The organism is Streptomyces sp. HUAS CB01, from assembly GCF_030406905.1.
GTDB lineage: Bacteria > Actinomycetota > Actinomycetes > Streptomycetales > Streptomycetaceae > Streptomyces > Streptomyces chengbuensis.
Window position 1 is genome coordinate 1,134,290 of the sequence record NZ_CP129137.1, and the last position, 12,474, is coordinate 1,146,763.

The window sequence follows — 12,474 nt, forward strand, 5'->3', positions numbered from 1 at the left end:
GGCGGGCGGGGCCCGCGGGGTCAGGAGTGGAAGGGAAGGCCGGCGTCGGCGGCCAGCTCCAGGTCGTCGTTGTCCGGCGGGGGCAGGAGCGTGGCGGAGCCGTCGGTGACGGGGACGACACCGAGTTGCAGCAGCTCCTCCATGGCGGCGCTGCCCGCCATGTCGCGGACCTGCAGTTGGTAGCGGGCGGTCGTCCGGTAGGCGCCACCGGAGTCGTCGCCGGTGCGCTGCAGGAAACCGGAGTCGGTGAGGAAGGCGACCGCCTTGGCGATGATGCCGGTGGTGGAGCCCGCGAGGCGGCGGGCGTCCTTGGTGGCTCCGGTGGCGCTGCGCCGCGCGTAGACGCGCCAGGCGGCTTCGAGGCCAGGGGCGTCGGAGGCCGGGTCGGTGTTCTCCCCCTGCTCCTCGGCCCGCTCCTCCAGGCGCCGGCATGCCTGCCGTACGAACGCGTCGACGCCGTTGACGGTGATGCGGCCGATGTAGCCGTCGTCGGCGAGGTCCTCGGGGCGGGGGAACGCCATTGCCGCGACGGCGAGATGGGCGAGGCCGTGGAGGAACCGGTCGGCGGAGTCGGCCGAGGCCCGGCGGGCGTAGTCGCCCATGCGGACGGCGAAGACCGAGTCCTCGGCCGCGGTCACGGCCATCCCCGCGCGGGGCGACACCTCGAGGACGACCAGGCCGAGCCCGGTGGCGACGGCGTCGGCGAGACGGGCGAAGGCGGGCTCCTCGCGGTAGCGCCGCAGGAGGTCGGCGTACTCGGCGTCGCGGGCGGGCAGCAGCTTGGGCTGCAGTCCGAAGGAGACGAGGCGCGCGGCGTCGGCCGCGTCGGCGGGGGTGACCCCTGCGGAGGAGGACATCGGCCCGGACGGCGGCCCGAGCGGCACGTCCGGCTCACGCCGGGGCCCGGCGTGCTCTGCGTGCTGGTCGCTCACGGCTGGTGCTCCTCTGTGCGGTGGTCGGGCACGACTGTGCCGTGGTGGACGGTCCGGGGGCGCGCCGGGCCACGGCCCGGACGGCCGTCGCGGGCGGGTTCCGCGCGCCGGAGGGGCGCGTACGGCAGCGCGGGGGCGCCGGACTTCGGGTGCGGCGTCACGCGGCCTCCGTGCGGTCCGCGGCCATCCCGGCCGCGTCCAGCAGGGCGGTGCCCACGATGAGGTCGGCTCCGCCGAACTCCGGGTCGTCCAGCTCGGTGCCGTCGTCGACGGCGAACAGCAGCCGCTCCTCTCCCTGGCGGTAGGCCGTGCCGACCGGGGGGCTGGCCGCGTGGACGGCGAGGAGGGCGACGAGATAGGGCAGGTCCGGATCGCGGCGGCGGGCGTCGGCGAGGAGTCCGGAGAGCCGGCGCGGGGCGTCGTGCTCCAGGTCCAGCAGCTCCATGGCGTTCGCGAGCTGCTCCTCGCTGAAGCGGCTGTCGTCCGGGGTCGCGATCAGATCGGGCTCGGGCAGCTCGGCGCCCAGGTGCTCGCGCTCCACGGGAGGGCTGAGCAGCATGTCGACGAGGTCCGCGACGCGGACCGACGCAGGTGTGCGCAGGCCCGTGCCGCGGGCGAAGTACGCGTCGGTGACGCGGATGGCCTGCTCCACGGGCAGGGGCAGCAGCGGCGCGACGAGGTGGCCGTACAGGTCGACGACGGAGTGGGCCGCCGGTGCCGCGAACGCCTGGCGGTCCTGCTCGGCGCGGAAGAGCGGGCCGGCCTCCAGCAGCCGGGACTGGAGCTGGGTGTGGCGGCGGATGCAGTCCTTGACGATGTCGACGAGTTCGGCGGCCCGGCGCTTGTGCTCGGGGTCCTCGGCCTCGTCGCGCGCCTTGCGGATGTTCGTCAGGATCGCGTTCTCGTGGCGGTAGCGGTCGGCGACGTGGTCCAGCGCTTCGGCGATCATGTCGGGCACGGCGTTGAGCCAGTCGACGGCACGCACGTTGCGCCGGGTGGCCTCGAGCGTCCTGCGGAGCGTCTCCGCGTACTGCACGGTCCGGTAGCGGGCCTGCTCGGCGGCCAGCTGGGCGTCGGCGAGCCGGCCGCGGCTGATCAGCACCTCCAGCTTCACCTCGGCGGCGATCTGCGCGCTCGTGACGTCCGTGTCGAGAGCGCCGACCAGGACGTTCACCGCCTCGTCCGTGGTGCGCAGATAGACGCTCCCGCCGTAGCCCGGGACCTCCTCGATGAGTTTGAAGTCGTAGTCCCGCCGGACATAGGCCCCGTCCGGGCCGAAAGTGCCGTACACCGCGCGGAAGCCGCGGTCGACGCTGCCGACGTTGATCAGGTTCTCCAGCACCCAGCGCGCCACGCGCTCGTGCTCGGCGGCGGGGCGCCGCGGGGCCTGCGCGGCGATGCGGGGGAGGAGCCTGGCCACTATCTGCTCGTGGTCGGCACCGGTGTCGAAGTCCATGTTGAGCGTGACGAGATCGATGGCGGCGAGGGCGACCTCCGCCATCGCGTAGACCGAGTACTCGCCCGCCAGGTTCGCCTTGCGCGTGTCCAGGTCGTGCAGCGGAGCGGTGCACGCGAGCGCCCGGAGCCGCCGCGCGAGCCCTTCGTCGGCGGCCGGGCCCTGGGCGGGGCGCGGCCCCGCGCTGAGCTGGGGCGGAACGGATTCCGTCGAGGCAGGCGAAGTCACGGTGCACAGACTAGGTCCTCGCACTGACACCGGTCGAAACGGCGCAGAAACCCCGCACGCGGCTCGGCTCCCGGCGCTCAGCGCTCCGCCGTGTCGCCGTCCGCCACCAGCCCCCCGTACACCTCGACGAGCCGGGCGCGGGAGTCGTCGAGGTAGTCGGCGAGGAGCCGCTCGGCGTCGTCGCTCCTGCCCGCCTTCAGCGCTTCCAGAATCTCCCGGTTTCGTACGAGATACGGCTCATGGAGCCCTCGGGGGTCGTCCACGACGTGGAAGACGAGGCGCAGTTCGGCGAGGACGCCGCGCATCAGTTCGTCGGTGCGGGCGCTGCGGGCGAGCCCGACCAGTTCGCGGTGGAAGTGGATGTTGGCGGTGGACACGCCCGGCCAGTGCTCCTCTCGGGCCGACCGCTCACCGGCGGTCACCGCGGAGCGCAGCCCGTCGAGCCCGAACGGCGGCGTGCCGAGCCCTCGGACGACGGCGCACTCGACGAGCCGGCGGGTGCGGTAGATGTCCTCGACGTCCTCGACCGTGAGGACCCGGACGAACACCCCGCGGTTGAGCTCGTGGACCAGCAGCCGCTCGTGCGTCAGCAGCCGGAACGCCTCGCGCAGCGTGTTCCGCGAGACGCCGAGGGCCCCGCCGATGCTGTCCTCCGAGAGCCGCGCCCCCGGCGGGAAGAAGCCCTCCGCGATCCGGGTGCGCAGGATGTCCGCGACCCGCTCCGCGGTGCTCGTGCGGCCCAGGAGCCGGCGGTCACCGGCCAGTTCACCGAGCTCGGAACCCGTCGTGCCCACTGTGCCCTCTCTTCCGCTCTCCGTCACCGCCGGCGGCCCGTCGGCGGCCCGCACCCATCGTAGGAGCAGAAACCTTCCCACAAGAGAGGACGAGACTCTTGTCGGATCGTTGAACGATCCTCTACGGTGTGCCGAGCGTCACTCTGCAGTACTGGTACGTCACGCAGCATCACCCTTCGGCCGCACCCTCTCCCCCTCTGCGAGGTGCCGATGAGCACGACCAAGACCCAGCCCGAGCAAGGCGAACTGCCCGAGGACACCGGCGCGTTCGCCTGGCTGCGCGCACTCGGACCGCGGGGCCGACGGGCCTTCGGCGGCGCGTTCGGCGGCTATGCGCTGGACTCCTACGACTTCTTCACGCTGCCGCTCAGCATGGTGGCGATCGCCGCCTACTTCAGCCTCGACAGCGGCCAGACCGGGCTGCTGACCACCGTCACGCTGGTCGTCTCCGCGATAGGCGGGGCGCTCGCCGGCATCCTCGCCGACCGCATAGGCCGCGTCCGGGCCCTGATGATCACGGTGATCACCTACGCCCTGTTCACCGTGCTGTGCGGTTTCGCGCCCAACTACGAGACGTTGCTGGTGTTCCGGGCACTCCAGGGCCTCGGCTTCGGCGGCGAGTGGGCCGTCGGCGCGATCCTCGTCGCCGAGTACGCCACGGCGAAGCACCGCGGCCGCACGCTCGGCGCGATCCAGAGCGCGTGGGCCGCCGGCTGGGCCCTGGCCGTGATCGTCTACACGCTGGTCTTCCAGTTCCTCGACGCCGACACGGCATGGCGCGTGATGTTCTGGACGGGTGCGCTGCCGGCCCTGCTCGTCGTGTACGTCCGCCGGAACGTGACGGACGCGCCCGAAGCCGCCGAGCGCCGCAGGACCAGCCGCGACCGGGGATCGTTCTCCGCGATCTTCCGCAAGGACCTGGCCCGGACGACGGTCTTCGCGGTGCTGCTGTCCACCGGTGTCCAGGGCGGCTATTACACGCTGGCGACCTGGGTGCCGACGTACCTCAAGTCGGAGCGGGGCCTCACGGTCGTGGGCACCGGCGGCTATCTGGCGTTCCTCATATCCGGGGCGTTCATCGGCTATCTGACGGGCGGGTACCTCACCGACGTCCTCGGCCGCAAGAAGAACATCGCGCTGTTCGCCGTGCTCTCCGCGGGCTGCATCCTGGCGTACACGAACATCCCGTCGGGCGCGGACGGCCTGCTGCTGGTGCTCGGGTTCCCGCTCGGGTTCTGCATGTCGGCCATCTTCAGCGGCTTCGGATCGTTCCTGGCGGAGCTCTACCCGACGGCCGTGCGCGGCACCGGCCAGGGCTTCACGTACAACACCGGCCGTGCGGTGGGGGCGTTCTTCCCCACCCTCGTCGGATACCTCGCCGGCAGCTGGGGGGTCGGCGGCGCCCTGGTCTTCGGCGCCGTGGGTTACGGACTGGCCGTCCTCGCGCTGCTGGGACTGCCGGAGACCCGCGGCCGCGAGCTCGTGTGAAAGGAGCCTCCCCCATGACCTGGGCCTCGATCGACCTCAACGCCGACCTCGGCGAGGGCTTCGGCCGCTGGCGGCTGACCGACGACGAGGAGCTGCTCTCCGTCGTCACCAGCGCCAACGTGGCCTGCGGCTTCCATGCCGGGGACGCGGCCACCATGCGCCGGGTGTGCGCTCTCGCGGCCGAGCGCGGGGTGCGGATCGGGGCCCAGGTCTCGTACCGCGATCTGGCCGGCTTCGGCCGGCGCTCCATGGACGTCCCGGCGGACGAGCTGGCCGCCGAAGTGGCCTACCAGATCGGCGCGCTGGAGGTCTTCGCCCGCGCCGCCGGGACACGTGTCTCGTACGTCAAACCGCACGGGGCGCTGTACAACCGCGTGGTCCACGACGAACAGCAGGCGGAGGCCGTGGTCGAGGGAGTGATGCTGACCGGCGAGCGGCTGCCGCTGCTGGGCCTGCCCGGCTCGACGCTCCACACGATGGCCGAGAAGGCCGGACTCCCGGTCGTCACCGAGGCGTTCGCGGACCGGGCCTACACGGCGGACGGCACCCTCGTGCCACGGGGGCGGGACGGTGCCGTGCTCACCGACCCGGACACGGTCGTGGAGCGCTCCGTGTCCATGGCCCGGTTCGGGGTCGTCACCTCGCGCTGCGGCAGGCCCGTGGGGGTCCGTGCGCGCTCGCTCTGCCTCCACGGCGACACGGAGGGCGCGGTGGCCCTCGCCCGCCGGGTCCGGGAGCGCCTGGAGGAGTCGGGCGTCCGGGTGGAGGCGTTCGTATGAGGCTGCTCCCCGTCGGTGAGCGGGCGCTGCTGGTGGAGCTCGGCAGCGGCGAGGAGGCGGAGGCGCTCCACGCCGAGCTGCTGCGCCGCCGCGCCGCGGGGACGCTGCCGCCGGTGCGGGAGATCGTCCCGGCGGCGCGGACCGTCCTCCTCGACGGCGTCGAGGAGCCGGAGCGGCTCGCCGCCGAGCTCCCCCGGTGGTCCGTCCCGCCGCTCGCCGCCGGCAGCCGGGCCGTGACGGAGATACCGGTGCGCTACGACGGCCCGGACCTCGAGGAGGTCGCCGCCCTGTGGGGGGTCTCGGCGGCGGACGTCGCCGCCGTCCACGCGGCGACCGAGTTCCATGTCGCCTTCTGCGGTTTCGCGCCGGGCTTCGCCTATCTCACGGGGCTCGGCGCGGAGTTCGCGGTGCCGCGGCGCGTCACGCCGCGCACGGCGGTGCCCGCCGGGGCGGTCGCGCTGGCGGGGACCTACACGGGCGTGTACCCCCGTTCCTCGCCCGGCGGCTGGCAGCTGATAGGGACGACGGACGCGGTCCTGTGGGACTCCGCGAGGGAGCCGGCGGCGCTGCTCTCCCCCGGCGCACGGGTGCGGTTCGTGCCCGAGGCCGAGGGGGGCCGATGACCGACCTCGCCCTCGTCGTGGTGCGGGCCGGGGCTCTGACGACCGTTCAGGACCTCGGCCGCCCGGGGTACGCGCACCTGGGCGTGCCCCGCTCCGGAGCGCTCGATCCGTCCGCGCTGCGGCTGGTCAACCGGCTCGTGGGCAATCCCGGGCACGCGGCGGTGCTCGAGACGACGCTCACCGGCTGCGCGGTGCGGCCCCGCGGAGAGGTGACCGTGGCGGTCGGCGGCGCCCCGTGCCCCGTGCGGGTCGGGGGCCGGCCCGTGGCCTGGGGGGCACCGGTGCGGGTCCGGGCCGGGCAGTTGCTGGAGGTGGGTGCGGCGGTCCGGGGCGTACGGAGCTACGTGGGGTTCGCCGGAGGCATCGCGCCGGAACCGGTGCTGGGCAGCCGCTCGACCGACCTGCTCTCCGGTCTCGGGCCGGCACCCCTCTGCGACGGTGCGGTCCTTCCCCTGGGCCGGCCCGCCGGCCCGCCCGCGCGCGTGGACGGCTCGCCCTGGCCCGGCCCGCCGTCCGAGCTGGTGCTGCGGGTGCGGTTCGGCCCGCGCGACGACTGGTTCACCGAAGGGGCACGCCGGACACTGGCCACCGGTGGCTACCGGGTGTCGGCGGCGAGCAACCGCATCGGGCTGCGGACGGAGGGGCCGGCGCTGGAGCGGGCCTTCCACGGCGAACTGCCCAGCGAGGGCATGGTGCTCGGCGCGGTGCAGGTCCCACCGGACGGCCGCCCGGTGGTGTTCCTCGCGGACCATCCCACCACCGGCGGCTATCCGGTGGTGGCCGTCGTCCGCGAGAGCGACCTCGCGGCGGCGGCCCAGGCGGCCCCGGGCACGCCGGTGCGCTTCGTCCCGGCAGGATGACCCCCCGGCCCGGACTCTCTGCGCCGACGAGGACGTCCCGCAGGTCCGGACGGCGTGGCGCGGCTCCGTCCCGGCTGCCGCGGGGACACGGGTCGTCCGGGCCGCGCCCGGCTTGGCGCGCTGCCCGTCGCCTGCGGCCGCCGGGACGGTGCGCGGTCATCCCTGGCGGCGCCGGGACGCGGACCGGGTCCCTCCGGCAGACGTCGCGACGCGCAGAGCTGCCCGCATCACCCGAGCCCGCCACGGCCCCGGACCACCAGGCGCGCCGTCAGCCGGCCGGGGGCCCGTAGCCACCGCCGCCCGGTGTCCTCACGACCAGGACGTCGCCGGGAGCCACCTCCACCGAGTCCACTCCGCGCAGTGCCTCGACCGTCCCGTCCGCGCGCTCGACGGCGTTCGATCCCAGTGCCCCGGGCTCACCGCCGGCCATCCCGTACGGCCTCACCCGCCGGTGACCGGTCAGCAGCGTGACGGTCATCGGCTCCAGGAAGCGGATGCGGCGCACGACACCGCATCCGCCCGGCCAGCGGCCCGCTCCCCCGCTGCCGTCCCGCACCGAGAAGGCGTCCACCCGTACCGGATAACGCCACTCCAGTACCTCGGGGTCGGTGAGCCGCGAGTTGGTCATGTGGGTCTGCACCGCGTCGGCGCCGCGGAACCCGTCGCCCGCGCCGGAACCGCTCGCCACGGTCTCGTAGTACTGGACGCGGTCGTTGCCGAAGGTGACGTTGTTCATCGTGCCCGAGCCCTCCGCCTGCACCCCGAGTGCCGCGTACAGGGTGCCGGTGACCGCCTGCGAGGTCTCGACGTTGCCCGCGACCGTCGCCGCGGGGTACTCCGGAGCGAGCATCGATCCGGCCGGGACACGGACGTCCAGCGGTTCCAGACAGCCGCTGTTGAGGGGGATGTCGTCGGCGACCAGGGTGCGGAAGACGTACAGCACGGCCGCCGTCACCACCGACCTGGGGGCGTTGAAGTTGCCGGGCTGCTGCGCGGAGGTGCCGGTGAAGTCGAGGACGGCCCCGCGGGCCTCCGGGTCCACCGTCAGCGTGACCTCGATGACCGCGCCGCTGTCTGTCTCGTAGCGGCAGGAGCCGTCGCCGAGACCGGCGACGATGCGGCGGACGGACTCCTCCGCGTTGTCGCGCACGTGCCCCATGTACGCCTGCACGACGTCCAGGCCGAACTCCTCGACCATCCGGCCCAGTTCGCTGATCCCCTTCTCGTTGGCGGCGATCTGGGCCCGCAGGTCGGCGAGGTTCGTGTCGGGGTCGCGGGACGGATGTCGGGCGCCCGTGAGCAGTTCCCGGGTCTCGGCCTCGCGCAGCCGCCCGTCCCGTACGAGAAGCCAGTTGTCGAAGAGCACGCCCTCCTCGTCGATCGTGCGGCTGAACGCGGGCATCGAGCCCGGGGTGATCCCGCCGATCTCCGCGTGGTGGCCGCGCGAGGCGACGAGGAACCGCAGCTCGCGGCCGTCCTCGTCGAAGACCGGCGTCACGACCGTCACATCGGGGAGATGGGTGCCGCCGTGGTACGGGTCGTTGATGGCGTACACGTCGCCGGGCCGCAGCCCGCCCGCGTTGCGCCGCAGCACCTCCTTGATCGACTCACCCATCGAGCCCAGGTGCACCGGGATGTGGGGCGCGTTGGCGATGAGGTTGCCGTCGGCGTCGAAGAGGGCGCAGGAGAAGTCGAGCCGTTCCTTGATGTTGACGGAGTGGGCGGTGTTCTCCAGCCGCAGGCCCATCTGTTCGGCGATCACCATGAAGAGGTTGTTGAACACCTCCAGCAGCACGGGGTCGACGTCCGTGCCGACGGCTGCGCGGGCCGGCCTCGGCCGTACGCGGGTGAGCAGCAGATGCCCTCCGTCACCGACCGCGGCCTGCCAGCCGGGGTCGACCACGGTGGTGGCGTCGGCCTCGGCCACGATCGCGGGCCCTTCGACGGTGTCTCCCGGCGAGAGGTCCTTGCGCCTCAGGAGCGGGGCGTCGACGCGCCGGCCGCCCAGGAACACCCTCACGGTGTCCCGCATCCCCCCCGGCCCCCGGGCGCCGCTCGCCTCCTCGACGGCGACGGTCCCGTGCGGCCCTGCCCTCCCCACCGCCTCGACCGACACCGCCTCCACGACCAGCGGCTTGTCCATGGTGAAGGCGTAGCGCGCGCGGTGTGCCGCGGTGAACGCCTCGCGCATCCCGGCCTCCGTACCGAGCGGCACGGGCATCCCGGCGTCCGTTCCCGCGTAGCGGATGAGCACGCGTGCGCGGGTGCTGATCGCCTCGTCGGGTACGGCGTCGTCCCGCAGTTCCGCCCGGGTGCGTCCGGCCAGCTCGTCGCAGAGCTCCCGCACCCGGACCAGGGTGTCCTCGCCGAGTTCCGCCTCCACGGACTGCTCACGCATGGCGGTGGCGTCGGCCAGGCCGATGCCGTACGCGGAGAGGACCCCGGCGAGCGGGGGCACGATGACGGTGTTGATGCCGAGGGCGTCGGCGACCGCGCAGGCGTGCTGGCCGCCGGCACCGCCGAAGCAGGTCAGGGCGTAGCGGGTCACGTCATGGCCGCGCTGCACGGAGATCTTCCTGACGGCGTTGGCCATGTTGAGGACGGCGATCTCGAGGAAGCCCGCCGCGACCTCCTCCGGGCTGCGCTCCGTGCCCGTGGCCTCGCGCACCTCCTCCGCCAACCGTTGGAACTCCTGCCGTACGACGCCGGCGTCGAGCGGCTCGTCGCCGTCCGGGCCGAAGACGGCGGGGAAGTGTGCCGGCTGGATCCTGCCGAGCATCACGTTGGCGTCGGTGACGGTGAGCGGGCCGCCGCGCCGGTAGCAGGCGGGCCCCGGTACCGCACCCGCCGAGTCGGGGCCGACCCGGTAGCGGCGGCCGTCGAAGTGGAGGATCGAGCCACCGCCGGCGGCGACGGTGTGGATGTTCATCATCGGCGCGCGCATCCGCACACCGGCGACCTGCGTCCCCAGCTCCCGTTCGAACTCGCCCGCATAGTGGGAGACATCCGTCGACGTACCGCCCATGTCGAAGCCGATGACCCGCCGGAAGCCCGCCTGTTCGGAGGTGCGGGCCATGCCGACGACACCACCCGCGGGCCCCGACAGCACGGCGTCCTTGCCCCGGAAGTGGGCCGCCTCGCGCAGCCCTCCGTTGGACTGCATGAACATCAGGCGGACGGAGCGGAGTTCCTTCGCGACCTCGTCGACGTAGCGGCGCAGGATCGGCGAGAGGTACGCGTCGACCACGGTCGTGTCGCCACGGGGTACGAGCTTGATGAGCGGGCTGACCTCGTGCGAGCAGCTCACCTGGGTGAAGCCCAGGTCACGCGCCGCCGTGGCGACGGCCGACTCGTGGTCGGGGTGGCGGTAGCCGTGCATGAACACGACGGCGGCGCTCGCGAAGCCGTCCCGGCGGGCCTGCCGCAGCTGCTCCCTGACCGGTCCGAGATCGAGCGGCCGGACCACCTCGCCGTGGGCGTCGATCCGTTCGGGGACCTCGATGACGCGGTCGTACACGGCCTCGGGAAGGACGATGCGGCGGTCGAAGAGCCGCGGGCGGTTCTGGTACGCGATGCGCAGCGCGTCCCGGAAGCCCTCCGTGACGAGGAGGACGGTCGGCTCTCCACGGCGCTCCAGCAGCGCGTTGGTGGCGACGGTCGTGCCCATCTTCACGACGTCGACGCGGTCCGCCGGCACGGGGTCCGACGGGCCGAGGCCGAGGAGCAGCCGGATACCGGCGACCGCGGCGTCGTCGTAGTGCTCCGGTTGGTGGGACAGGAGTTTGCGGGTGACGAGACGCCCGTCGGGCCGTCTGCCGACGATGTCGGTGAATGTCCCGCCACGGTCGATCCAGAACTCCCAGCGCCCGCTCATTCCCCCATTCTGGCAAGCGGCGGGGCCGGGGACAGCGAGGCGAGCGCGGAGGAGAGGGCGTTTTCGGCGAGGTGGTCGAGGCGGGCACTGGTGCCCCGGGCCCAGTGCCGGACCTCGGCCCCGGCGAGCCCCAGCAGTTGGGGCAGGAGGTCGGTGCACCGGCGCGCCACCCAGGCGGTGCCCGCCGTGGCGAGCCACACGGCCTTGGCCGCACGGCCCGGCACGGGCTGTTCGGGCTCGCTGCCGGGTGCGGCACCGAGGACGAACCCCTCGGCCGTGAGCAGCTCGTGGAACCGGCGGGCGATCGCCCGGTGGCCGCGTTCGCCGGGATGGAGCCGGTCGGCGCTCCACAGGGTGCGGTTCTCGACCCAGGAGACGTCGGCCAGATGCAGATGGACGGCGCCGTACCGCTCGGTGAGCGCGTGGACGACCGCGTTCACGGCGCGCTGCCGGCGTGCGAGCGGGCGAGCGAGCGGTGCGGGCAGCGCGAGCATCGCGCCCGGGTCCGGGAGGCAGGCCGTCAGCAGCCGGCTGCCGTTTCCGCTGAGCGCGGCGCAGACCTCGTCGAGCCGTACGGCGAGGTCGTGGATGTCGAACGTGTGGCGGAGGGTGTCGTTCACCCCGACGATCACGGAGGTGAGGTCCGGCGCGTACGCCAGGGCGGCGGGGGCCTGGGTCTCGTGCACATCGCGGCTGAGCGCGCCGCTGATCGCGAAGTTGCGGAACTCGGCGGGAGCATCGGTCGTCCCCAGCGCCTCTGCCAGCAGCACGGCCCAACCGCGCCACGCCCCGTCGACGCGGTCGCCGACGCCTTCGGTGAGCGAATCGCCGAGCGCGGCGAACCGCGAGAGGCGCACGGTGGCGCTGCTCGTGGGGGCGGCGGACGGAGGCGCGGTCGTCGGCGGGGTACCGGACACGGTCGCGGAACCGGCCGGGCACGCGGCACCGGTCGCGGCCCAGTTCGTGGCCGTGGCGCACATGATCGGAGGCGTACCGGCGGCGGACGCAGGCGCGGCACCGGCCGGGCACGCAGCACCGGCCGGGGCCCAGTTCGTGGCCGCGGCGCACATGATCGGAGGCGTACCGGCGGCGGACGCAGGCGCGGAACCGGCCGGGCACGCGGCACCGGCCGGGGTCGGCGGCACGGACGCAGGCGCGGAACCGGCCGGGGTCGGCGGCACGGACGCAGGCGCGGAACCGGCCGGGCACGGGGAACCGGCCGGGGTCGCCGGCGCCGGCGCCGGCGCCTGGGGCGGTACGCACGGTCGGGCGGGGACGGCGCGCGGCGGCCGCACGACCGCGGTGCCGGGGCCGCCGCCCCCGTACTCGCGCCTTGCCGGGAGGTGATCCCCGGGCGGGGGCACCGCCGCGACGGCCGCGCCGCCCGTCCCTCGCCGGACCGCCGCGTCCTGCTCCGCGCCGACCACGCCCCCGCGCCAG

10 protein-coding genes are annotated in these 12,474 nt (G+C 74.1%); 5 read left to right on the top strand and 5 right to left on the bottom strand.

Features of this window, described 5'->3' with window-relative positions; translation table 11 throughout:
• Positions 1–20 precede the first annotated feature (20 nt).
• From QRN89_RS05080 to QRN89_RS05090, 3 genes are all read right to left on the bottom strand, one after another.
• Positions 21–932, bottom strand: coding sequence for a hypothetical protein (locus tag QRN89_RS05080; protein WP_390702563.1), 912 nt, complete (start codon positions 930–932; stop codon positions 21–23).
• 157 nt (positions 933–1,089) lie between these two features.
• Positions 1,090–2,616 carry a hypothetical protein gene (locus QRN89_RS05085; RefSeq protein ID WP_290348150.1) on the bottom strand — a complete coding sequence of 509 codons (1,527 nt, stop codon included), beginning with the start codon at positions 2,614–2,616 and terminating at the stop codon, positions 1,090–1,092.
• A gap of 77 nt (positions 2,617–2,693) precedes the next feature.
• Positions 2,694–3,410: a GntR family transcriptional regulator gene (locus tag QRN89_RS05090; protein WP_290348151.1), complete on the bottom strand. Its 717-nt coding sequence runs from the start codon at positions 3,408–3,410 to the stop codon at positions 2,694–2,696.
• Between the two features lie 210 nt (positions 3,411–3,620).
• On the opposite strand from QRN89_RS05090, the gene QRN89_RS05095 reads away from it, so the two are divergent.
• Genes QRN89_RS05095 through QRN89_RS05110 form a run of 4 tightly spaced genes read left to right on the top strand, consistent with a single transcriptional unit; the run spans position 3,621 to position 7,160 of the window.
• A complete protein-coding gene (locus tag QRN89_RS05095) occupies positions 3,621–4,898 on the top strand; it encodes an MFS transporter (protein WP_290348152.1) in 1,278 nt (425 codons plus the stop codon).
• Between the two features lie 14 nt (positions 4,899–4,912).
• On the top strand, positions 4,913–5,677 hold the full coding sequence (locus QRN89_RS05100) for a LamB/YcsF family protein (RefSeq protein WP_290348153.1): 765 nt from the start codon (positions 4,913–4,915) through the stop codon (positions 5,675–5,677).
• Positions 5,674–6,300, top strand: a complete 627-nt coding sequence (locus QRN89_RS05105; RefSeq protein WP_290348154.1) for a 5-oxoprolinase subunit B family protein — start codon at positions 5,674–5,676, stop codon at positions 6,298–6,300. The genes QRN89_RS05100 and QRN89_RS05105 overlap by 4 nt, the downstream gene beginning before the upstream one ends.
• Complete coding sequence (locus QRN89_RS05110) at positions 6,297–7,160, top strand: 5-oxoprolinase subunit C family protein (RefSeq protein WP_290348155.1); 864 nt, start codon at positions 6,297–6,299, stop codon at positions 7,158–7,160. The genes QRN89_RS05105 and QRN89_RS05110 overlap by 4 nt, the downstream gene beginning before the upstream one ends.
• 268 nt (positions 7,161–7,428) lie before the next feature.
• On the opposite strand, the gene QRN89_RS05115 is transcribed toward QRN89_RS05110, so the two are convergent.
• The gene (locus QRN89_RS05115; RefSeq protein ID WP_290348156.1) at positions 7,429–11,034 is read right to left on the bottom strand and encodes a hydantoinase B/oxoprolinase family protein; all 3,606 of its coding nucleotides are present in this window, start codon (positions 11,032–11,034) and stop codon (positions 7,429–7,431) included.
• Positions 11,031–11,891 carry an SGNH/GDSL hydrolase family protein gene (locus QRN89_RS05120; RefSeq protein WP_290348157.1) on the bottom strand — a complete coding sequence of 287 codons (861 nt, stop codon included), beginning with the start codon at positions 11,889–11,891 and terminating at the stop codon, positions 11,031–11,033. Before QRN89_RS05120 ends, QRN89_RS05115 begins: the two co-directional genes overlap by 4 nt.
• A gap of 1 nt (position 11,892) precedes the next feature.
• Between QRN89_RS05120 and QRN89_RS05125 the strand changes: the two genes are divergently transcribed.
• Positions 11,893–12,381 carry a hypothetical protein gene (locus tag QRN89_RS05125; RefSeq protein ID WP_290348158.1) on the top strand — a complete coding sequence of 163 codons (489 nt, stop codon included), beginning with the start codon at positions 11,893–11,895 and terminating at the stop codon, positions 12,379–12,381.
• Positions 12,382–12,474 lie beyond the last annotated feature (93 nt).

Bases quoted from the DNA above. Each gene is read 5' to 3' on its own strand.
- QRN89_RS05095 (WP_290348152.1), top strand. From the start codon at position 3,621: ATGAGCACGACCAAGACCCAGCCCGAGCAAGGCGAACTGCCCGAGGAC.
- QRN89_RS05110 (WP_290348155.1), top strand. From the start codon at position 6,297: ATGACCGACCTCGCCCTCGTCGTGGTGCGGGCCGGGGCTCTGACGACC.
- QRN89_RS05100 (WP_290348153.1), top strand. From the start codon at position 4,913: ATGACCTGGGCCTCGATCGACCTCAACGCCGACCTCGGCGAGGGCTTC.
- QRN89_RS05105 (WP_290348154.1), top strand. From the start codon at position 5,674: ATGAGGCTGCTCCCCGTCGGTGAGCGGGCGCTGCTGGTGGAGCTCGGC.
- QRN89_RS05115 (WP_290348156.1), bottom strand. From the start codon at position 11,034: ATGAGCGGGCGCTGGGAGTTCTGGATCGACCGTGGCGGGACATTCACC.